Origin of the sequence: Sediminicola luteus (genome assembly GCF_002514735.1) — a bacterium.
Lineage (GTDB): Bacteria > Bacteroidota > Bacteroidia > Flavobacteriales > Flavobacteriaceae > HQA918.
This window is the reverse complement of sequence record NZ_NBWU01000008.1, coordinates 191,527-216,032: the sequence shown is the minus strand read 5'-3', so window position 1 is coordinate 216,032 and position 24,506 is coordinate 191,527. Positions and strand designations below refer to the sequence as shown.

Here is a 24,506-nt window from a genome sequence, read left to right as displayed (position 1 = left end):
TTTCAACCAATGAAGAAGAAAGGTGTTAAAGAAAGGATTATTGATGCTGCATCGGCCCTGTTTTATTACGATGGTTATAACCAAACTGGTATAAACAAGATCATTGAGGAAGCCGGGGTGGCCAAAGCCAGCATGTACCAGCATTTCCGTTCTAAGGAAGACATTGCCGTAGCCTATCTCCAAAGAAGGCATATCTATTGGATGGGCCTATTGGAAGAAGCCGTAGCGACCCAGCCCGAGGGTAAGGAAAAATTGATCGCTAGTTTCGATTTTCTAAATTCCTGGCTGGTTGAAGTTGGTTTTCGTGGCTGTGGTTTTCAAAATATTATCACCGATATACCGGCAGAACATCAAAAGATAAAAGATCAGGTACGCTTACATAAAAATGAACTGCACCAGTGGGTCAAAGATCAAATAGCGACTTTTGAGACGAGCAGCGAGAAGGTTTTGGATTTATCCAATCAAATCTTGGTTTTGATAGAAGGTGCCATTATGTTATCGCAGATACAACAGGACGCCTGGCCCATTGGAACAGCGAAAAAAAATTGTGAGCAATTATTGACATAAAAAAAGAAATCATCAATTGGAAAAATCAATTAAAAATTAGACAGAATTGTCTGTACGTAATGAAAACAATAATCCCACCATTTACGGCCGATAGTGCCGCCCAAAAAGTACAACTGGCAGAAGATGCCTGGAACACCAAAAATCCTGCTAAAGTAGCCTTAGCCTACACTCCCGATTCGGAATGGCGTAATCGTAATCAATTTTTTAGTGGCCGAAAGTCCATTGAGAAATTCCTGACCCAAAAATGGAACAAAGAGAAACACTACAAACTAAAAAAGCACTTATGGAGCTATACCGACAATCGTATATCGGTACGCTTCGAGTATGAATGGTACCATGAGGAGACCGATCAATGGTACCGCACCCATGGTAATGAACACTGGCAATTTAACGCAGATGGCCTTATGGAGATTCGAGATATGAGTGCCAACGACGTTAAAATTACCGCCGAAGACCGCCTTTTTTAAACCCATTTGCATAATACGAACCCATATAAACCCTATTACACATGAAAACAATCTCAATTAAAACCGTGTTGACCGTAATTGCCGTAGCATTTGTCGGTCTAATGACCTTATCATTTACCAAAGCCGTAAATAAAGGCCTGGAAAGCAAGAAAACCGATACTAGTACCTCGGTGTATTACAAAACCGTAGAAATCGACGGATTGGACATTTTTTACCGAGAAGCCGGTAATCCGAAAAATCCCACTTTACTCTTACTACATGGGTACCCTACCTCTTCCCATATGTTTCGGAATTTAATAACAGACTTGTCTGTTCGATACCATGTAATCGCCCCGGATTACCCTGGTTTTGGTAAGAGTGAACAACCCCCAATGGCCGAGTTCGACTATACGTTTCACAATATGTCTATGCTTATGGAAGGATTGCTTAAAAAGCTTCAGGTAAAAAAATACAGTCTGTACCTAATGGATTATGGTGCTCCCATAGGTTTCCGCATTGCCGAAAGAAACCCCAAACAAGTACAGGCATTGATTATACAAAACGGAAACGCTTATGACGAAGGACTTCAAGATTTCTGGATTCCGATCAAAAAATACTGGAACGATTATACCCCTGAAAACGGAAAACCATTGGAGGCATTCCACTCACCTGCCGGTTTGCAGTGGCAATATACCCATGGGGTGCAAGATTCCTTAAAAATTAGTCCGGATAACTGGAGTATTGACCTACAACACCTAAGCCGTCCCGAAAACAATGCCATACAACTGGCTATGTTCTACGATTACCGCACCAATGTACCCCTATACCCAAAATGGCAAAAATACTTGAGGGAATACCAGCCTCCGACCTTAATCGTTTGGGGTAAAAACGACTATATCTTTCCAGATAATGGTGCCTACCCCTATAAGCGTGACCTCAAGAACCTAGAATTCCACCTATTGGATACCGGACACTTTGCCTTAGAGGAAAAAGGAAATGAAATTGCTACCCATATTTTGAATTTCCTGGCCAAGAACAATATTAAATAACTCAAAACAAGACCTACAAAAAACGAACCGTACATGATTACTTATCCTTGTTTTTAGTTAGTGGGTCGGGTGCCCAAATTAGCGGGTACCCGGCCCCATTTTAACCACCACACTTATGAAAACCACAAAAGATTATTTAGACTACTGCCAAGAATTGGCCATACAATCGAAACTATTAGGAAATCCGGCCGTGGGTGCCATAATCGTTAAAGATGGCCAAATAATATCTGAAGGACTTGAACTGGCCAAATCGGATAACAATATTACCCGACATGCCGAAATCGAGGCTATACTAGCAGCCTTACAGGTATTAGCCCCATCGGCCCTTCGGCACAGCGTACTCTATTCAACCCACGAACCTTGTCTTATGTGTTCGTATGTAATTCGGCACTATGGTATTTCGAAAATCGTATTCGGCAACCAGGTAGAAGATATCGGGGGCATAACCTCTTCTTTTCCCCTAATCCTATCCGATACCGTATCTAAATGGGGCACACCACCAGAAGTAGTAGGCCCGGTATATGCTATACCCAACTAAATACGATAAATAAGCATGATACGTCTCATACTGCTAGTCCTGGTCGTCTTTATACAACAACTATTAAGTGCCCAAATTGGGCGAAAAATCGATAGTCTGACCCAAATACATGTACAAAGAGGGTTCAACGGTAACCTCTTATACGCCATAAAAGATAGTATTGTTTTTACAGGGAATTATGGCTATTCCAATCTGGAAACTCAAACCCCCTTAACGAATTCGAGTCAGTTTGAACTAGCCTCCTTGACCAAACAATTTACCGCCCTAGCCATATTACAGTTGGTAGAAGACCAAAAAATAGCATTGGATCAAACGGTAAGAAGCCTCATTCCTTCCTTCCCCTACCCTAGCATAACCTTAACACATTTGCTGCGACACCAGTCGGGGCTTATCGATGAAAAAGTATTGTTTAGTAATAAAAAGTTTTGGAATCGAAAAAAAATGGCCGACAACCAAGCCCTCCTACAAGTTTTGGCTATGCACCAACCGGAGCTTTACTTTAAGCCGGGAACCGAATATAGATATAGTAATACCGGTTATGCTATTTTGGCTTCGGTAATTGAGCAGGTCAGTAGTCTTTCGTATAAAACATATGTTGAAAGTCAAATATTCCACGTTATCGGTATGCACGACTCCTATGTTTACCCCGGGAGTCAGCCGATAGGACAAGGAAGTCGAGCTACCCTAGACTACACGCCAACAAAAAAAAGGAAAAGGTACCGCCCGGCCATTAAAGATAAAAATCACAACTATTTAACCTGGATGCACGCCATTGTCGGTGGCAGTGGTATATACAGTACCATCATTGACCTAAATATATGGCGAAAGGCCCTCCGTGATAATACACTCATTTCAGAAGAGACCAAACAGTTGATGTTTACCACCGATTCCGTCTCCCCAAAATACGGTTTTGGTGTTGCCCTATATGAAACCAAAAAGGGAAAATGGGTATACCATACCGGAAGTTTGGGCGGCTATAAAACCATGGCCCTTTATTTGCCAAATTCCGATGAATATCTAGTTATACTGAGTAACAATAGGTATGCTGATACTTATAAAACCTTTGACGAAGCTTTATATGCTTTGATTTCAAACTAAAAACATCCCAAAAAACCGGACTACAAAAAGTTAGTAGCATTTTTTTTACGGCAGGTAGCTTATTCTTATTACTTTTAGCATGTGAATAAAAACCATGACCATGATCAAAAGAATACTCCTGACCAGCAGCTTTCTTCTGTTTATTACTTTCGTAGCGAAAGCTCAAGAGGAACACCATGACGAAGGTCATGAAACGACCCATAAAAAACACTCCATCGCTATATTCCTAGGCCATACCCATGTATCTAAAGGAGTAAGGGAAAATGACCGAAAATGGTTGGTACTGCCATCTTGGGGATTGGACTATAACTACCATTTCAATCATAAATGGGCATTAGGTTTACATAATGAAATGATTGTTGAGACCTTTGCCGTTGAAGATAGTGGTGGTGAAACCTTAGAACGAAGCCGCCCTTTCGCAACAACTTTGGTTGCTACTTATAAATTAAGTGAGTGGCTTGGAGCCATGTTCGGCGGTGGCGGTGAATTTTCCAAAGAAGAAAATTTTGGCATGTTCCGTATGGGCTTGGAAGCCGGCATAGAACTTCCTCATAATTTTGAACTTCTTTTCACCACCAATTACGATGTAAAGATCGAGGCCTACGACAGCTGGAACCTAGGCATGGGCATCGCTAAAAAGTTTTAGCCCGCTGTTTACAATCACACTTGCGTTTTAGGGTATTTTGGCCTTACATTTGGGCAAACCCATATCTATGTTCTCTTTTTTTGAAAAGAAGCGGTATTTAGCCGACCAACTAAAAGGTTTGGTAGATATTCACAACCACATTCTTCCCGGTATTGACGATGGAGCCAAAAATGCAGACGAATCATTGGCATTAATCAAGGGTTTGGGAGAATTTGGCATTGAACGCTTTATTGCCACCCCGCATATCATGAATCATTATTTTGAAAATACGAATGATTCCATAGTTGCGGCATACGAGCATTTGAAGCCAACTATATCCGTAATGGAAAACACCCCTAAAATTAGTCTGGCCGCAGAACATATGATAGACGACAACTTCGAACATTTGTTGGAACAAGACGCCATAATGCCTATGGGGAAAGAGCATTTACTGGTCGAAATGTCATATCTACAGCCACCAATCAATTTTGACCAGGCCATTGCCAAAGTACAGCAAAAAGGCCTGTTCCCTATTTTGGCCCACCCCGAGCGCTACAATTTTTTACACGGGCATTACCACAAATATGTAAAAATGAAACAAGACGGTATCCGTTTTCAGCTAAACCTATTATCGATAGGCGGCTACTATGGCAAGGGGGTACAAAAAACCGCCTTCAAACTCATTGAAGACGGTTATATCGATTTTGTGGGTACCGATACCCATCATATGGGGCATGTAGAGGGGTTGAAAAAGGTAACATTACCTGAAAAACAAATTACGGAAATCAATAAGCTTGTTAATAAAACCATTGAATTGTTTTATTGATTATTCGGGTCTGATAATCAACTGTTTTTCATGTTTTTGCCCTAAACCATCATCTACTACCACAAAATAAGTTCCATCGGATAAATGTGATATTTCCAAGGTAATCCCACCATTAGAAATCTTATTCTCGGTATCAATCGCCTGCATTACCATAACCCCTACAGAATTAAAAACAAGAACATCAGCTTTATTCGAATTTATCAAAGTCAATTTAACTTGATTACTTGCCGGGTTAGGTATTATTTCAAGAGTTTCAGATATAATTTCAGGTTCTTGATATTCAACTCCTAATTTCATAGTTAATGCCGTAGCCTGTGTAGCGTTCAACTCCAAATCTTCGAATACCGCCTTGTTCAGGGCAGTGTTGTTATGGGAGGTAACCACTAACCCAACCTGTATCGTGTGATTAAAGGATACCGTCCTACTTCCTAGCTCCTGCCAGTTCCCCTTTGTCGATGATCCGTAGGCCGTAATCTGTGATCCTTGGCGTACCATTCTCAAATATCTCGGAAATCCGGCCGTAACCGGACCTATATTGTGAAGGGAAGAAGAACTCATACTGCCTCCATCGGTCTCGCGCTGCTGTAGTGTATAACCCGGGCCTGAACCCCTTGGATTAGGATGCATCGAAAGTAAGGCCTGTGCAGCGTTAGGGGTCAGGCTATTTCGGAACATAATCCCCGCTTTGGCCCAACCATGCGTATTGTCCATAGAAACCACCCGAACGATCATTTCCCCATCACCCGAAAGTTCTTGGTACACATAGTGGAAACTATCTTGTAGGCCCCATATATCGCTTCCCGATCCCTCTAATTCAAAACGGCCTGTTTCGGGATCATAACAGGAACTGCCAGACACACCTACCGAACCAACATCGGTAACACCCCAAGGGGCCGGTACACCGGAGCATCCAGATCCTCCCGCTCCCGTTACCGTGATGCCCAAACTTGCTTGGGAATTCTGTCCCGATCCGTCCGTTACGGTAAGGGTGGCCATGTAACTACCTACCCCTGTATAGGTATGTACCGGATCGGCGATATCGGAAGTAGATCCATCGCCGAAATCCCAGTGGTAGGTTACTATTCCTTGGTCGTCGCTCGAACCACTACCCGTAAACCGGACCTCCAATGGCGCACTACCCGTAGAAACATCGGAAGAGACCACGGCATTTGGGAACTGATCTGACTGCCCCCAGGACAAACTAACCTCTTCGAATATCGCCTTGTTAAGTGTAGTGTTGTTATGGGAGGTTACCACTAACCCGACCTGTATCGTGTAATCAAAGGATACCGTCCTACTCCCTAGTTCCTGCCAATTTCCGTTTGTCGAGGATCCGTAGGCCGTAATCTGTGATCCTTGGCGTACCATTCTCAAATATCTCGGAAATCCGGCCGTAACCGGACCTAGATTATGTAAACTGGAAGAACTCATACTGCCTCCATCGGTCTCGCGCTGCTGTAGTGTATAACCCGGGCCTGAACCCCTTGGATTAGGATGCATCGAAAGTAAGGCCTGTGCAGCGTTAGGGGTCAGGCTATTACGGAACATAATCCCCGCTTTGGCCCAACCATGCGTATTGTCCATAGAAACCACCCGAACGATCATTTCCCCATCACCCGAAAGTTCTTGGTACACATAGTGGAAACTATCTTGTAGGCCCCATATATCGCTTCCCGATCCCTCTAATTCAAAACGGCCTGTTTCGGGATCATAACAGGAACTGCCAGACACACCTACCGAACCAACATCGGTAACACCCCAAGGGGCCGGTACACCGGAGCATCCAGATCCTCCCGCTCCCGTTACCGTGATGCCCAAACTTGCTTGGGAATTCTGTCCCGATCCGTCCGTTACGGTAAGGGTGGCCATGTAACTACCTACCCCTGTATAGGTATGTACCGGATCGGCGATATCGGAAGTAGATCCATCGCCGAAATCCCAGTGGTAGGTTACTATTCCTTGGTCGTCGCTCGAACCACTACCCGTAAACCGGACCTCCAATGGCGCACTACCCGTAGAAACATCGGAAGAGACCACGGCATTTGGGAACTGATCTGACTGCCCCCAGGACAAACTAACCTCTTCGAATATCGCCTTGTTAAGTGTAGTGTTGTTATGGGAGGTTACCACTAACCCGACCTGTATCGTGTAATCAAAGGATACCGTCCTACTCCCTAGTTCCTGCCAATTTCCGTTTGTCGAGGATCCGTAGGCCGTAATCTGTGATCCTTGGCGTACCATTCTCAAATATCTCGGAAATCCGGCCGTAACCGGACCTAGATTATGTAAACTGGAAGAACTCATACTGCCTCCATCGGTCTCGCGCTGCTGTAGTGTATAACCCGGGCCTGAACCCCTTGGATTAGGATGCATCGAAAGTAAGGCCTGTGCAGCGTTAGGGGTCAGGCTATTACGGAACATAATCCCCGCTTTGGCCCAACCATGCGTATTGTCCATAGAAACCACCCGAACGATCATTTCCCCATCACCCGAAAGTTCTTGGTACACATAGTGGAAACTATCTTGTAGACCCCATATATCGCTTCCCGATCCCTCTAGCTCAAAACGGCCTGTTTCGGGATCATAACAGGAACTGCCAGACACACCTACCGATCCAACATCGGTAACACCCCATGGGACCGGAACACCAGAGCATCCAGCTCCTCCAGATCCAGTTACCGTAATACCTATACTCGCTTGGGAACTCTGTCCCGATCCGTCCGTTACGGTAAGGGTGGCCGTATAACTACCTGCCCCTGTATAAGTGTGCTCTAGGTCGGCGGTATCGGAGGTAGATCCATCGCCGAAATCCCAGTGGTAGGTTACTATTCCTTGGTCGTCAATCGAACCACTACCCGTAAACCGAACCTCTAATGGCGCACTACCGGTAGAAACATCGGAAGAGGCTACGGCATTTGGACTTAAATTATCGGATACGACATTTACATTAATATAAGCAATGCACCCCTCTGCGGAGCGAAGGGTGTAGAGGCCATTATGGGTGGTGTTAACAGCCCCTAAATTAAAGTTATCGGTAACGCGTGCACCATTTGGAAGTTCGATTTCCAATCCAATTCCATTAGGCAACATACTTAACATAACCTCAGTTCCTTCTTCCACTTGCAAATCAGAACTTCCTGAATACCAACTTCCATTAAGTCTATATTCAGGAATTATTTCGTTTTCGCAATCATCCCCATTATTATCGGCTATTTCTATAGTAATTACCGTAGAACAACCTTGCCGATTGGTAATCGCGTATTGCCCAACATTACTTAAATCAAACAAACCATTGTTCCGTTCCGCATTATTGAAATGATAAACATGTGTATCGATTTGGTACGCATTATCGTTGTTCAATTTATCCGTATCATGAATCGAACTGAATGTTGGTCCATCATAATCCGATGTTGAAATAAAATATTCCCCATTACTATTCCTAGCTCGAATATAAACCTTACTACCCAAGGGGGCTTTTACCTGTTTACCGATTTTCCAGTCACCGCTATCACCAATTTTATACTCGGGCACTAGTAAGTTATCGGTACAATCAGGAATATTGGGCACTCCTGTATTTAATCCCTCAAGATATAAACCTTTAATTTGGGTACTGGAAAGTGCTTTTCTATAGATTTGTAATCTATCCAGTTTTCCGTCGAGCTCATCGGTAATCCCACTTTTATTTCCATAGGGTACTACAGGTAAATTGGTTCTATGCTCATAGAAACCGGAAATCGTAAAATTACTATTTGGGGTCGCGTCTTGCCTTAATCTGATCTTACCTGTAATCGGCTTGCTACAAATTTCGATTCCATTAGAATACAATCGCGCCATTTGGCCATCATAAGTTACCGCATAATGGGTCCATTGATCCAATGGAGCATGACCGGCATAACAATTTACAAACCCATTTTCGGTTGCAAAAGACCATTTCATTAACCAATTATGAAAACCTCCAAAGATGGCCGGATAATCATGTGCAAAAACGGCAACATTGGCAGGTTTTCCGGTTTGCGTAACCATGCTTCCTGAATCTCGCCATACCCAACCCGATACGGTGACCGCCTCCTCTATATCATCGATGTTATTATTATAGGGTAGGGTCAAAATAGAGTTACTGCTATGGAATTTACCATCCAATTCCATAGCCTTTCCAAAGACTCCTGATCCGTTCCAGTTATGATCAGTCGGGTTAACTGGATTACCATTATCATCCCTTTGTTTAATTTCGAAATCATTTCCATTTGGGGTGGAATCCGAGGCTAGGTTTCCTGAAGATTCCTCAAAATCCAATGAAACGATCAAATCGGCATCATCAATATCTGAGGAGTCTCCTATCTGAACGACTTCAGCAATGGATGGAACCCCATTGGTATCCATCGCAAACAACATATAATACCCAGGGGGTAATACATTTCTATTAGGTATTTGAAGTATATATTCACCAGACCCCAACGGATTGAATTGAATGGGGATGCGTCGCTGTTCATTATTGGTACTATGGGTTGCCGAAGAAAAACGCACCAAGCTTAATGAGGATAAATTACTACTACCCGTAACTTTTACCTCAGTATCATACCCCATGTTTTTGGGGGCTTCCAAATTGGGCCGTGTGGCCAAATTTCCGTTTGAATCAAATAAATAAGGTGGGCTATAGATTTCGGCATCAAAATGGTTCACACAGCCTGGTGTCGCATCGCACAGGCCGCCGCCTCCGACAAATACCCTACCGTCTACCATTAAAATGGCCACACTATGATACGTTCGCGGGGTTTGCATACCGGCTACAGTTCGCCATTGGTTAGAATCGGGATTGTAAATTTCAGCAGTTAATCTGGCCCCGACATCAGTAAAAAGATTCGACTCATTTAATCCTCCGGTAACCAATACTTCGCCGTTAGGTAGAACCGTACTATTATGCATGGTACGCGAGAAACTCAAATTATTAGCGGTGCGTACAACGTTTGGTAATGACCCATACCCTCCATTAATATCTATAACATAGCTATTGTTGTTTGCGATATCACCATCATCATAAGATTTAGAACCACCTACCTTTAATATTTTACCCCAGTCGAACATAACAGTTGTACCCTTCATGGCGAAAGTATCGTCGGCCCTATAACCAGCACTGATCATGGATCCACTTCCATCAACATCAATCCAATGCATTAATTCACTAGGGCCAGCATGAAAAAGAGATCCATCAGGAGCTCCCCAAAGCCAAATATGGTTGTCGGCACGGTATAATGGCGCATCAGAATCCCCTAAGAGATCGTCCGAGGTATAAAAATCATCCCCTTTGATTCCCGTCAATAATTTCCAACCTGTCGCTTCGCTCCAAATCTCGGCATCCCTATTCGTCCAAGGCCCGCCTCCCCATGAGCCACCAACGGTAAAAACCCGACCATCATTTAGCGTTACATTACCTTGATACCCCCTCGGAATATTCATTTCATCGGCAACAGTCCATAACCCGGTACGCCAATCATATATACTGGTTTTTTCACTGGTGGTACCCCCAGCCGCTAAAATCCGGCCATCGGGAAGGTTATTTACCCCCGGGCAAAACATATCATGATTGGTGTTCGAAACAAATTCACCCAAGGCCATGCCATCAGCACCTTGGAAGGGGTCGAAAATCTCTGTAAAAGTGGCTCCGTCACCAGTGGTAATAAAGGTATTTCTAAACTGTGAGGACCAACAAAGCAATCGGCCGTCTGGTAAATTGGCCACTGCCACCGGAACGATTCCAAAAGGTATAGGATCACTCCATTTTCCATAGCTATGTTCATTTTGCCCTTGTAAGCTTAGAACACAGAAAAAAATAAGAAATAAATAAAAATACTTAGATAAAAATGTCCCCATGAATACTGTTGATTAGATTCACATCTAGTTATTAAACAGATTTGTAGGGAAGAGTTACAAATGAAGGGCAAAATCACCTAACAACCTAGAAAACAAGAATGAAAACCATCATATATTATCAACAATCGATAAAATGGAACCTTTTCGGGATTAATGGTAAATAAAGACCACAAAGGCATTCATTTTCCCAATAAATCAAACCTTGATCTTGAAAACATATGTTACTACTTATTGATGCCAAATATCAATTTAATGCACAATAGGCAAACAAAAAATCCCGCACTACCATCAGGTTCTACGGGATTTTTTAATTATACAGGGCTATCTTATCTTAACCAAACTGCCACCATTTTTTAGTTTTAATCCCGTATCCATATCCATATTTACCACCATATCCTAAATTTCCTTCTTTTACATCGTTCACGATAAAACAAAGGCCTTTAACCTTCCCTTCCTTAGCCAGTGCTATAGGGAAATCTACCACTTTAGTCTCAGTAACATCGGCTCGTGTTACATACAAGGTGTGGTTGGTGTATGGGGTAATCAATAACGTATCGGTTACCAACATTAATGGTGCAGAATCTACAATTACATAATCATATTCCTGAGAAACTTTTTTCAAAAGGGTCTCTATCCTTTCACGCATCAACAACTCAGAGGGATTTGGATATATTTTACCTGAGTATACTATATCTATTCTATAATCGTTGATCGTGGCTTGCTGGATGACATCATTTTCATTCAAAGCTTCATCCATCAAATACTCGGATAAACCAAGAGATTGTGCTTTTTCCTTACTACCCCCATCAAAGAAATCATGGATTTTAGGATTTCGAATATCGGCACCAATCAACAATACCTTTTTGCCTGTACTGGAAAAAATGGCAGCCAAATTCGAAGAAACAAATGTCTTTCCTTCTCCCGAAACACTTGAGGTAATCAATACCACATTATTCTTTTCTTCTGCCGGACCGGATTTTACTAGATAATCCAAATTCGTTCTTAAAATGCGTAAAGACTCTGAAAGAACCGATCTAGAGTCCCCATCCAAAACAATTTTCTTCTTTTTATCAACCTTGGGTAATTCGGCCAAAACCGGATAATTCTTCACCAATTTTTCGAGGCTTGCCATGTTATGGATTTTATTGTCCAAGACCTTCGCCAAGTGTACGAACGCAAATGGTATCAATACGCCTAACACAAGAGCTGCCAGATAAATTTTTGGTTTATTGGGAGATACCGGAGCATCGTCAGCTAAATGGGCCCGATCAATAACCCGAGATTTTGGGGCTGCAGATGCCAAGGCTACCTGGGATTCCTCCCTTCTTTGCAAAAGAAACAAGTATAATGCTTCCGTCGTTTCTTGCTTTCTGGTAATATCCCTAAGTGCCCTTTCATTTTTTGGGGCCGAATATATTTTTGAATTGATACGTGATTGTTGGGTACTCAGATTATTCACTTGTAAGGTTAAATTCCCTACCGTATTATTTAAACTGGATTGCAAGCTATTTTTTATGCCCTTCAATTGATCATCAATATTAACAATCATAGGGTTTTTCTCATTAGAACTCTTTAAGAGTCTTTTACGTTCTTGTACCAGTTGGTTGTATTTTGCAGTGGCATTCGTAACCGAAGGATCGGAAAGACCAATATTGGCTGGTAGAGTTTGCGAAAAGTCTTCCGCCCCATCTACGATACCCTTCATGGAAGATGCCATGTTCAACTGGGTTCTTGCATTTTCCAACAATTGTTGGTTTTCAGCACCAATGTTTAGATTGATATTGGCCTGGGACCCTATATCTGCCAATCCTCTTGACGTTTTAAATTCTTGGGCACTCTGATCTACTTGAGAAAGATTAGAGCTTATACTATTGATTCTTTCATTAATAAAAGAAAAAGTTCGATCAGCTATCTCTTTTTTATCATTAACCGCATTTTGATTGTATACATCGACCAATTCATTAAGAATATCCCTAGCTTTTTGAGGGACTGGATGTGTCATAGCCAGATTTACGATTTTAGAGTATTCTTCAATATTCGAAATCTTAACTAAATTCTTATAGCCTTGGGCTACTTTTTCCAAGGGGTTGAGACTAATCTTCAGCAATTGCCCTTGATACGCATTAAAGTAGCGATCGTCTGGCGTAATGATTATATCGCCAATGGGAGTTTCAATATTTTTACCATATGGAAAAACGACCGGGGCGTCGCTTTCTTCGACTCGGTACGAAAAACTATTTTTGGAGTCTAATTTTACGAAAAAAGAAAATTTTGATTGATAAATTAATGAATCGGCCGCCAAAAAGTTAACCTTGATAGGCGTTTCTTTATACACCTCACTTTTCTTAATATCTCCTATAGCCGTATAGACAACGTTAGTTCCCAATCGCCGAACCACTTGGATAAAATTAGACCGGGAATTGATTATCTCAATCTCATCCAAAACATCGTTGGATTTACCTGAAAAAAAACTTAAATCCTTAAAAACCGTCATCTCTGGAGAAGCTCCTTTCTCCTCCAAAATCTGTATTTTGGATTTCACTTCAAACTTTGGCACCGAATACTTGTTATACACATAGGCCAAACCTATCATACAAAATACCCCTAAGGCAAACCAATACCAATATTTGAGATAACCGAAAATTAACTCCTTTAGATCGGTTCGATCACCGAACCCTTCTTGAAATACATCCATCAACTAAAGTTTATCTGGTAAGAATAAGTACCGTGGAAGTAATTAACAACGAGGCAATGGAAACCGCAATTGTGGCCCTATTATCCAGGGAAGATGAAGTTATGGCCGAATTATTCGGTTCTATATAAACCACATCGTTCTGGGTAAGGTAATACACCGGGGATTCCAAACATTCCTTTGAAGTCAGGTCAATTCTGTAATAAGCCTTGGTACCATTAAAGTCGCGAATCACCAAAACATTGGTCCGCATCCCCTTAATTGTTAAGTCATTAGCCATACCAATAGCTTCCAGTATGGTAATTTGCTCTCCATTGACCGGATAGGTTCCAGGTCTATTGACCTCTCCCAAAACGGTAACCGAGAAATTTTTTAATCGAATATTGATTATTGGGTCTTTCAGATAATCTTCCAGCCTATTTCTCAAAAGTTCTTTTGCTTCACTGGGAGATAAACCGACCATTTTTAAAGAACCAAGCACGGGAAAATCAATATTTCCTTCTTTATCTATAATATAATCTACTTGTTCTGGTCTAATATCGCCTTCTTGTGCTCCTCTAAACAAATTAAAGGGAACACTTGCCTGCGGGTCTAAGGTAGAAATATGTATACTAAGTACGTCATCTATCTTAAATTTATAGTCGTATTGGGTATCGTTTACAAGAGTCTCATAATCTTTGGCATCTTGAAAATAAACCACCTCTTCTTTAGAGGCACAGCCAATAAGAAGAAGGGTAAAAATGACGAGGGGAAGAATGTTTTTACGATTCATGGAATCTATTTAGATTGGAGTTTTAAAACTTTATGTTCCTTATTATTATTGTGCAATTTATAAAGTTTTTCCCAAGGACCTGATCCAAACTCATGGATGAGATCAAAAACCGGCCCCAATTCCTTTTCGTTAAACAAGACGCTTAAGCACAAACTTTCGATTTTTTGGATAACGTATTCCTTCTTTTCTTCCATTCCATCTTCACAAGCCTCAAACAAACGGGAATAACCCGAAAATCCGGTTGGTTTTAAATCCATAAGAATGCGTTTGGAATGAGGTAGGGCACTGGTTTGCTTTTTCTCTAAGGCCAATTTACCTGCCCCAAACAATTCAACCAATCTGTTCAGGCCTACTTCAATACCGATTGGACTTTTGAAGATCCCGCCTGCATGGTAACCAGAACTATCCCCAATTAACAACCTGAGCATTAATTTGGCTACATCGTCCTTGCCAATGAATTTTACTTGATTGTTAGAACCAATAAGTTCCAAATCTTTCTTTAGGGTCAAGGCTTTTTGGATCTTAATTAAATTCGAACCATATGAATCATAAACATCATTTATCCTAAAACTGGTAAACTTGGTTAGGTTTCCAGGCTCATTTAAACAATGAAGGTACATTTCGGCCAATCGTTTACTGACATCTAGGGTATTCCTAGGCATTTTAGCATGGACCGTGGAACAAAATATAAACTCTTTGACCTTGTTTTCTTTGGCTATATCGGCTAAACTTTTGGTCGCCATCACATTTTCTTGAATGGCCTTTTCAAAATCATCCTCTAAAAACTCCGAAGTACTGTTACCTGCAGCGTGAAGAATAATAGCAGGCCTATATTTACCCACCAATTCTTTCAATCTTCTCTTATTCTTTACATCCAACAGTACAGAAACAACCTCTATGAGCGGCATGCGACCCACGGTATTCACCACATTGTTCAAAGACGCCTCCGAATTATCGACCAACACCAATCTCAACTTCACATTCAGTTCTGCCAAAACCCGAACGTAGGCACTTGCTATGGCACCACCTGCCCCGGTGATAAAAATGGTTTCAGCCTCATAATATTTCCGCATCTTGTCCATTTCCCTGGCATCGAAGCCAATCTGTGCGGGGAACAAATGATTGATGTCCAATTTTTCTACCCTGAAATTAAAATCGTCATTTCTTTTCAATGTAGTCTTATCCAACAAAATCAATGATAACGAATACCCAAGGTTAAACGAAGTACTAACTACATCCCAAAGTTTAGGGTTTTCATTTTTTAATGAAAGAAACAACACGTTTTTCTCTTCCTCTCTCGCATCAGATTTCTGGGCAACGGTATCATTTTTAGCTATGTACTCATCTAGACCAAATTCACCAGTAACACGATAACCTTTCATCAAGAGCTTTTCCAATAAATCGCCATGCAGGGCATTCATTTCCTTCATAGGAATATCATGTACCAAAAGGGTTTGGATTCCATTGGACATATCCCGTTTGATCCGTAACATTATCTTTTTGTAGATAAGTCTCGAAATCACAAGAGCAGAAAAACTGAGAATACTGTGAACGATTATTATGGACAAAGGAACCATAAAATCTTGTTCCATAACCAATTTACCATTGATCACCACCAATACTATGGTTAGTATATTGGCCAAACAAATGGCGTTGAAAATACTGTAGACTTCACGAATTCGATCGTACTTAACTACACCCTTATGGATTCCAATCGACAAAAAGATAATTGAAGAAATCGCGACTATCACCGGAAGTTGCAATAGCATGGTATGACTCGTGATTTCTGGTAAGATAAAGGAACATAGGACATAAGAAAGAACGAAAGAAACGGCAGTCAAAAAAATATCTATCGCAAAGACCAATCCGATAGGTATTAATTTCTCGTGTAAAGTTTTAGTTTGTTTCATTTCAGGGCTTCTTAACAACTCAAATGTAAATCTTTAGTTATAAGGACAGGAAAACGCGGGTTTCTTTTCGTTAAAGTTGTCTAAAAATCGGTTATTGGACCAATTTCAAAAAATAGAAAAGTCCTTCACACTATAAATCCTAATTTTGCGTTCAGATTTTGTAAACCCCAAAGCCCATGGCTAATAAGTCTATCCTAAATACATTAGAGCGAAAATCTATACTTCTTATAGGTGATCTTTTTTTAATTGGCTTTTCCCTTAAAAACTTTGTTTTACAAGCCATTGACTATCAAGATGAGGATTTTACGGCAACCAAGATCAGCATCTTCTTAATCGGGGTAATCAGTTATTTTGTGATATCCTATGTACTCGATCTATACAATTTAGAGAAAATACCCAAGTCGTTATCCGTCTCTATATTAAGGGTCTTTACGATTGTTACCCTATTTACGGTTTCACAGTTCGTTATTACCACAATAATTTTTGATTTCGCTTATTGGCGAATCCACCTCTTGGTCTTTCTGGTTTTTTGCCCCATACAACTTGTATTATGGCGCTTATTATTCAATTACGTATTTAAATTCGTCCCTACGACCAAAAGGGTTCTGTATCTCTACGACGAAACCACCAAAAACAGTTTAGAGCGCAATATTGGCCTGATTAATGGTAATGATTCCGAAACTTATCATAAAGTCGTGGCATCACACCTGAATGATGAGTTTTCGGATTCGGCCGAATTAATGGAAAAAATAGAGCAAAATCAAGTAAGCTCATGGATTATCAACACAAGAAATTACAACCATTTTTCAAAGTTCATGGAAGCCGAAATGGTTAATTCCATTTTAAGGGGCGAGGACATTGTAAGCTATACTTCGTTTTACGAAAGTGTATACGAGGCGCTACCCATTGACTCTCATAATGACAGTATTTATGAAATACTTCAACTAAAAAACAGAAAAATCAGATACATACAGAGTATTGCTGGTTTCGTTTTCAATTTTACGCTAACATTGGTAACGGGTATCGCTTTTTTTATGGTTACCCCCTTCGTAATGTTCTTAAACGTATTCTTCAATAGGGGCCCACTTTTTTACACCCAACTTCGGGTTGGTAAATATGGAAAAGAGTACAAAATATACAAGTTTCGCTCTATGGTAGTGAATGCCGAAAAACAAGGCGCACAAATGGCACAAAAAAATGATGCTAGAATAACCAAGTTCGGAAAAATCCTACGAAAATTTAGAGTTGACGAATTACCTCAAATCCTTTCTGTGATCAAAGGTGATATGGTATTTATTGGGCCGAGGCCAGAACGTAAGGTGTTTGTGGAAAAACTAAAAAAAGTCACCCCTTTTTATGATACCAGACACTTGGTAAAACCTGGAGTAACTGGCTGGGCACAGGTCAAGTACAAATATGGCGAAAACTTAGAGGACTCTATTCGAAAATTAGAATACGACCTATATTACATCAAGAACAAATCTATTTTATTGGACATCAGGATTATATTCAAGACCGTAACAACGGTCCTTTTCTCCAGGGGTATTTAACGCTCATGACAGAAGTCATGTTTTTAGGGCCTTCCCCTTCAAAAACATTATCTCAAAAAACTGAAAAACAAACTTTTATCAGACTTGTGTCCGCAAGCGATCACAAGCTTACCTTTTACCGATTAATCAAGGGCTTAATCGTTTAATTCTTCATGCGGTAATATTGCCATCGTATTTTTGTTTCCAGACCCATGCTGAACTACAGAACGCACTATGATGGAAACTATGAAAAGAAAATTACCATTAACACTACTTTCTTGTTTTTTATTCTTAAATACTATTTGGTCCCAAAATGCTAGTACACAGGGCCAATGGAGTGCGCCAATAGAATTCGGCATCGTCCCTGTTGCCGTGGCCAACCTGCCCGATGGCCGACTGCTATGTTGGTCGTCGCAGTTCAGAAACACTTTTATTGAATATGGTGATGGGGCTACCTTTTCCCAATACTTCGATCCCTTTGGTGGCGTTGATGGTAAGGGAGGGGTTGACGGTGCAGAATTCACGATTAACACAGATCACGATATGTTCTGTCCCGGTATAAATAATCTAGCCGACGGCCGATTGCTTTCTGCTGGGGGAACAACAAGTGAAAGAACCAGTATTTTCGATCCGCAGACCGGAATTTGGAGTGTAGCCTCCGAAATGAACATCCCTCGTGGCTATCAAGGCAATGTTACCCTGCAAGACGGTACCGTTTTTACCGTTGGTGGTTCATGGAGTAATGGTAATAGCAATAACCCCAACGACCCATTTCGGAACGGTGGCAAAGATGCCGAACTATGGTCCCCTCTGACCGGTTGGATTACCCTGAACAACATTCAGGGAGAAGACATTTATACCGCGGCCGATCTCGCTTCGGAAGACCAGGGTCTATACCGGGTAGACAACCATGTTTGGCTATGGCCGGCACCGAACGGAAAATTGTTTCATGCTGGGCCTAGTGAAATGATGCATTGGATCGATGTCGATGTGCCCAACGGTTTAATCGTAGATGCGGGGATACGCCAAGACCTTGGACAGAATAAGGTTGATGGTTATTCCATGAAAGGAAACACGGTAATGTTCGATGTAGGTAAAATCTTAAAAACCGGGGGGGCCCCTGAATATGGCGACGATCACCTGAACGGAAAACCAGCACGTGAGGGTTCTTTTATAATCGATTTAAACGGGGTTAGCTTTGGCAACACTCCCAATGTGACTTTCGCTGGAAATATGGGGGCCGCCAGAACCATGCACAACAGTACCGTATTACCGAATGGTGAAGTCTTGGTTACGGGTGGAATTGAAAGCGCGGAAGTATTTCAAGACCTTGGCGCGGTCATGGGTGCTGAAATATATAACGAAAACACCGGATGGCGTAATGTTGCTACTATGAACGAACCAAGAACCTACCATAGTGTCGCTATTTTAATGGTAGACGGACGGGTTTTCGTAGGAGGCGGCGGATTATGTGATGGAAGTAATCCGGGATGTGTGAACCATTTTGATGCCGAGATTTATAGCCCCCCCTATCTTTTTGACAATTCAGGAAACTTAGCGACCCGACCCCAAATAACAGGGATAAGTTCTGGAAATGCCAATGGTCCGTATAACGAAACCGTGGTTGACTACAATTCAACGCTTACCGTTAACACTAATACCAACGTCACCGAATTTAGTCTTATCCGGTTTTCGGCAGCTACCCATGCCACGAATAATGAACAACGCCGTATCCCCTTAAATACGGTTTCCGGCACATCTCATTCACTTTCCATCCCGGACAGAAACCTATTACCCCCCGGATATTATATGCTTTTCGCATTAGATGCTAACGGAACGCCCAGCATAGCCGAAGTATTGAAAATCGGGGATGCCATTCCCTTGAGCTCGAATCCGAATCTGGTCTTGGACATGAAGTTCGATGAAAATTCGGGCGCCTCACTATCAGACGATTCCGCGAATAATAACGATGGCACCGTTGTTGAACGGGAAGACGATGGTACACCAAGAACAGCCGACGACCACCAATTCTCTACCGGGGTTTTCGGGAATGCGATCGAGTTCGACGGAAAAGAACACACCAGTAACTCTTTAATCGATATTCCCTACGACACTTCGTTCGAAACCGCTCAAAGCCAAATTACCTTAAGTGCCTGGGTGTGGCGCGATACGGGCAGTGCCATTCCACAAGCCGGTGGTAAAATTGCGAATGTAGGGGTGGTCAGCCATCATTACCCCAATATTTTTTTCGGATTCCACAATACCTTGTACAAGTGGTCTTTTAGCACCACTAATGGCTATGTAGATTGTTATTCGGGCTATGCCCCTTTAGAAGGCTGGAACCATATCGTGGCTACCTTTGATGGCGAATTCGCCCGTATATATGCCAATGGGGTAGAAATAGCCAAAAATGCCGCGACTGGCATGATCAACCTTGTAGATTCGGGCGACCGGAGCAGTTTTACCGTTTCTGGTTTTTATGAGCACAGGGAATTTCACGAATTTCCAGTTAGCATTCAAGCATATGCCAACATGAGCAAAATTACCGACGAGGTCGATGGTAAAATAGACGAATTGAAAATTTACAATGTAGCCTTGGGGGCCGAAGAAATTTCACAGCTATACCAGTTGGGGGTAGCCACTGGTAACCCGGATATCCCAGATTGCAGTGGCAACGAAATCACCGTCGAATACAAATTATACGATTCTGCCAGCAGCACTTGGGGCGACTGGGTAACATCAACTAACAAAAGAATATTGGCCAAAGAGGGCGATGAACTCTTTATTAGAGCAAAGGACTATAGTGGCCAATATTTTGTTACCACACAGCGAATGGATGGCCCTACTTTTGATTCCAATGACTTTTCAAACCCTGAAAATGCTTATAAGCTAGATACTGGCATTTATGGTAATGCCGACGATGGCATACTAGGTGTGTCTGATTCGGGTATCTATGTGCTAACCACTGAAAATGGTTGTCCGACACCTATTGAATTGAGAGTATTGGGCAGTTGCGACCCTGGAGAAACCGTAATAAACACCCAATATCAAATCAATGGGGTCTGGCAAAGTGGTGCTAACAGCCTATCGCTGGACGAGGGAACCAAATTGGTATTAAGTGCCATTCCCGATGACCCTAGTCTTGAAATCACTATTACGCTCCCAAATGGGGTTAATGTACCCGACAATTACGAAATTGAAAGCCTGGACCCTTTGAGTCATCAGGGCGAATACCTCATCATGTCCAACCAAGGGTGTTCACAAATTCTTGAGCTCACGATAAACGATGTAGATTGCAATACATTACCCTTAGAAACCGAATATCAAATCAATTCGACCCCTTGGGTATCAGGTCAAAATTCGGTATCTGTCGATATTGGCAGTAATCTTAACCTCAGTATTGCCCCAAATGGTATTCCGTATAGTATAGTTTCCAATGCTGCCAATCAAAACGGTAAATCGAACGGGACGGACGATCTATTACTAACGAATATAACTGCTGATGATGCAGGCACCTACACCTTCACTACTGCGAGCGGATGTTCTACCACACTTGAAGTATCGGTTAACGTTTCCTGTGCCGCATTAAACCCGCAAATAGAGTATCAAATAAACGCTGAAGGTAGTTTTACACAAACCGGTAACACCTTGTCCTTGGACGAAGGGAACAATTTGGAACTTCGTTTGAGCCCTGCCGGTACGTCTTACCAAGTGACCAGCAATGCTGCCAATGGCAATGCAAAGACTATGGATACCCAATCGTTGACCCTAAACAATGTCACTAGTCAAGATAGCGGTACATACACCTTTACCACCGATAGCGGATGCACGGAAACTTTGAACCTTACTATAAATACAGTAGGCTGTAATGCGCTTAATTTTAGGATTGAACATAATATAAACGATTCGGGTTTTATTGAGGGCTCTAGCTTTGTACGTGTTTTGCCAGGAGACAAACTAGTAATCAGCGGGTTACCGAACCAAAACAATGGTAGCCCCTTGGCGTATACAGTAAATGGCCCCAACAGCAACAATAAACCATTAAATAGCAGTGACTTAACAATCAACAATATACAAAACGCAGATGGGGGCACGTACGAATTGGTCTCCAGCAGTGGTTGTTCTTCAAATATTGAGGTAATCGTAGGGGCCAATGCCGCTCCAACGGCAAACACGAGTGCCTCTACATTAAGCGGTACTGCGCCTTTGGATGTAGACTTTACAGGCTCTGGTTCAACAGATGACCTAGCCATAAGTAGTTATCAATGGAATTTTGGTGACGGAAACACCTCAAACCAGGCCGACCCCACCCATCAATTCATTAATCCGGGAACCTATACCGTAGTATTAACGGTTACCGATAATGAAGGCGCCCAAGATACCGAACAATTGACTATTGATGTCGAGGCTCCTAACCAAGCACCTAATGCCGTTATCCAAGCCGATATATTAAGCGGGCAAGCACCTTTGACCATTAATTTTAACGGAACGGATTCCACTGATGACGAAGGCATAAATGCGTATGCATGGAATTTTGGGAATGGGAATACGGAAAATGGCGAACAAGTTTCTCATACATTTACCACTGGGGGTACGTTTGAAGTAATTTTAACGGTAACCGATACGGAAGGTGTAGAAGATTCAGCTTCAGTTACCATTAACGTAGCCCCGCCGAATAATCCGCCAACAGCCATAATCGAAACGAATACCACCAATGGTAATGCCCCCCTAACGGTAGCATTTACAGGAGATTTATCAACTGACGACGCAGGAATCACGACTTATCTTTGGGATTTTGGAAATGGTAATACATCAAACGAACCGAATCCTAACCACACCTTTACGGAATCGGGTAACTTTACGGTCAACCTTACAGTAACCGATACCCAAGGGGCTAGTGATAGCGATAATGTGGTTATTTCGGTAGGGGAAGTACCCAACACTCCTCCTTTGGCCCAGATTACCGTTGATAATGAAACGGGGGTAGCCCCATTATCCGTTCAGTTTAATAGCGACAGCTCTACGGATGACAAGGGTATCGTATCTTATGCATGGGATTTTGGAAATGGGCAAAGTTCAACCGATAGCAACCCCGCAATGATTTTTAGCGAACCGGGTACGTATACAGTAAAACTAACGGTTTGGGACCAAGAAGATTTAAGCGATAGCGACACCCAGACCATTGTTGTAGACCCTGTTCCGAACACGGCTCCAGTAGCCGTAATAAGCAGTGACAAATCTGAAGGCGAAGCCCCTTTGACTGTACAATTCAGTAGTTCCGATTCATATGACGATAAAGAAATTGTATCACAGACATGGGATTTTGGGAATGGAGAAACATCCCAACAAATAAATGCTACAATCACTTTTGAAACCCCTGGGGAATATACCGTAAGTTTAACTGTTAGTGACGCCGAGGGCCTTTCAAATACTACCCAGACTAGTATTACCGTTAATCTGCCAGAGGACAACACCCCTCCTGTGGCCAAAATTACAAGCTCAACCACATCCGGTATTGCACCTTTGGCCATTGCTTTCGATGCCGGCCAATCGTCAGATAACATAGGAATTACCACATATGCTTGGGATTTCGGTGATGGGACCAACTCCAGTGAATCCGCTCTGAATAAAACCTACGCGCAAGCGGGGCAATACACGGTTGTTTTGACTGTTACCGATGCCAACGGCAATACTGATTCTGACCAGATCGTAATTACGGTTTCGGAAATGGAAAACACCGCCCCAATCGCCATGGCCCAAGCAACACCTTTGACCGGCTTGGCACCGCTTAATGTTTCTTTTAGTAGCGAAGGCTCTTATGACGACGCTGGCATCCAAAACTACAATTGGGACTTTGGTGACGGAACCACTTCCCAAGATCAAAACCCAACCCATCTATATACCGAAAGTGGTACTTTCCAAGCTATTTTAACCGTTTCTGACGCTGAAGGCCTAACCGATACGTATAATTTAACCATTGTTGTTAATGCCCCTGAAAACATGGCCCCTGTTGCCCAAATAACCGCTAATGGTGCTTCTGGCAAAGTTCCCTTGACCGTTACTTTCAGTAGTGAAGGTTCGACTGACGATATAGGTATAACCAATTATTCATGGGATTTTGGCACTGGTGACACTTCATCGGAAGAAAACCCTCAATACACCTTTACCCAAGTGGGAACCTATGAGGTGGTGTTAACGGTTACCGACGAAGCCGGTTTAAGCAGTACGGCCAGTTTCACGATTACCGTTAACCCTAACACCAATGGTAACACCATCGTTCAAATTGCACCAAACCCGGTTAGTGGTAATGTAGCCCATGCCTATATCTCCTATGGCAATGATACAGAACCTACTAAATTGGGTGTATATGACTCTACGGGCAAACTCATTTACACCTTTACACCTAAGGATGTTTTAGAATCGGGTAGGTACAACATACCTTTGAACAATTTAGTAAGTGGCATTTATTATTTGAAAGTATATTTCAGCAATGCCCCCTCAAAAGCCACTCGTATATTGGTACGCTAAAGCTTTATCGGCTAATTGCTATAGTTGAACGAATTAATAATCTTTGTACAAAACCACC

General features: G+C 42.1%; 13 protein-coding genes. 9 read left to right on the top strand and 4 right to left on the bottom strand.

The annotated features are described in order from the left end of the window. Positions 1–9: 9 nt before the first annotated feature. From B7P33_RS18460 to B7P33_RS18430, 7 genes are all read left to right on the top strand, one after another. Complete coding sequence (locus B7P33_RS18460; protein WP_097443715.1) at positions 10–567, top strand: TetR/AcrR family transcriptional regulator; 558 nt, start codon at positions 10–12, stop codon at positions 565–567. A gap of 59 nt (positions 568–626) precedes the next feature. Beyond that, the gene (locus B7P33_RS18455; protein ID WP_097443714.1) at positions 627–1,034 is read left to right on the top strand and encodes a nuclear transport factor 2 family protein; all 408 of its coding nucleotides are present in this window, start codon (positions 627–629) and stop codon (positions 1,032–1,034) included. 41 nt (positions 1,035–1,075) lie between these two features. After that, positions 1,076–2,062: an alpha/beta fold hydrolase gene (locus B7P33_RS18450; RefSeq protein WP_097443713.1), complete on the top strand. Its 987-nt coding sequence runs from the start codon at positions 1,076–1,078 to the stop codon at positions 2,060–2,062. 115 nt (positions 2,063–2,177) lie between these two features. Continuing rightward, complete coding sequence (locus B7P33_RS18445; protein WP_097443712.1) at positions 2,178–2,600, top strand: nucleoside deaminase; 423 nt, start codon at positions 2,178–2,180, stop codon at positions 2,598–2,600. 15 nt (positions 2,601–2,615) lie between these two features. Then, positions 2,616–3,698 (top strand): serine hydrolase domain-containing protein, encoded by a 1,083-nt coding sequence (locus B7P33_RS18440; protein ID WP_097443711.1) that lies wholly within the window; start codon positions 2,616–2,618, stop codon positions 3,696–3,698. A 100-nt stretch (positions 3,699–3,798) separates the two neighbouring features. Beyond that, positions 3,799–4,344, top strand: coding sequence for a hypothetical protein (locus tag B7P33_RS18435; protein ID WP_141402514.1), 546 nt, complete (start codon positions 3,799–3,801; stop codon positions 4,342–4,344). Positions 4,345–4,411: 67 nt separating this feature from the next. Next, on the top strand, positions 4,412–5,149 hold the full coding sequence (locus B7P33_RS18430; protein ID WP_097443709.1) for a tyrosine-protein phosphatase: 738 nt from the start codon (positions 4,412–4,414) through the stop codon (positions 5,147–5,149). Here the strand turns inward: B7P33_RS18430 and B7P33_RS19710 are convergent, their stop codons facing one another. The 4 genes from B7P33_RS19710 to B7P33_RS18410 all read right to left on the bottom strand — a co-directional run bounded on the left by B7P33_RS19710 (position 5,150) and on the right by B7P33_RS18410 (position 16,124). After that, a complete protein-coding gene (locus B7P33_RS19710; RefSeq protein WP_097443708.1) occupies positions 5,150–11,017 on the bottom strand; it encodes a PKD domain-containing protein in 5,868 nt (1,955 codons plus the stop codon). 331 nt (positions 11,018–11,348) lie between these two features. Beyond that, a complete protein-coding gene (locus B7P33_RS18420; RefSeq protein ID WP_245871841.1) occupies positions 11,349–13,538 on the bottom strand; it encodes a GumC family protein in 2,190 nt (729 codons plus the stop codon). 184 nt (positions 13,539–13,722) lie between these two features. Next, entirely contained in the window at positions 13,723–14,481 is a 759-nt protein-coding gene (locus tag B7P33_RS18415; RefSeq protein WP_097443706.1) for a polysaccharide biosynthesis/export family protein, read from the bottom strand. Positions 14,482–14,486: 5 nt separating this feature from the next. After that, complete coding sequence (locus B7P33_RS18410) at positions 14,487–16,124, bottom strand: polysaccharide biosynthesis protein (RefSeq protein WP_172436003.1); 1,638 nt, start codon at positions 16,122–16,124, stop codon at positions 14,487–14,489. Positions 16,125–16,567: 443 nt separating this feature from the next. Between B7P33_RS18410 and B7P33_RS18405 the strand changes: the two genes are divergently transcribed. Both B7P33_RS18405 and B7P33_RS18400 read left to right on the top strand, forming a co-directional pair. Continuing rightward, the gene (locus tag B7P33_RS18405) at positions 16,568–17,941 is read left to right on the top strand and encodes a sugar transferase (RefSeq protein WP_097443704.1); all 1,374 of its coding nucleotides are present in this window, start codon (positions 16,568–16,570) and stop codon (positions 17,939–17,941) included. Between the two features lie 225 nt (positions 17,942–18,166). Continuing rightward, positions 18,167–24,448 carry a PKD domain-containing protein gene (locus B7P33_RS18400; protein ID WP_172436002.1) on the top strand — a complete coding sequence of 2,094 codons (6,282 nt, stop codon included), beginning with the start codon at positions 18,167–18,169 and terminating at the stop codon, positions 24,446–24,448. Positions 24,449–24,506 lie beyond the last annotated feature (58 nt).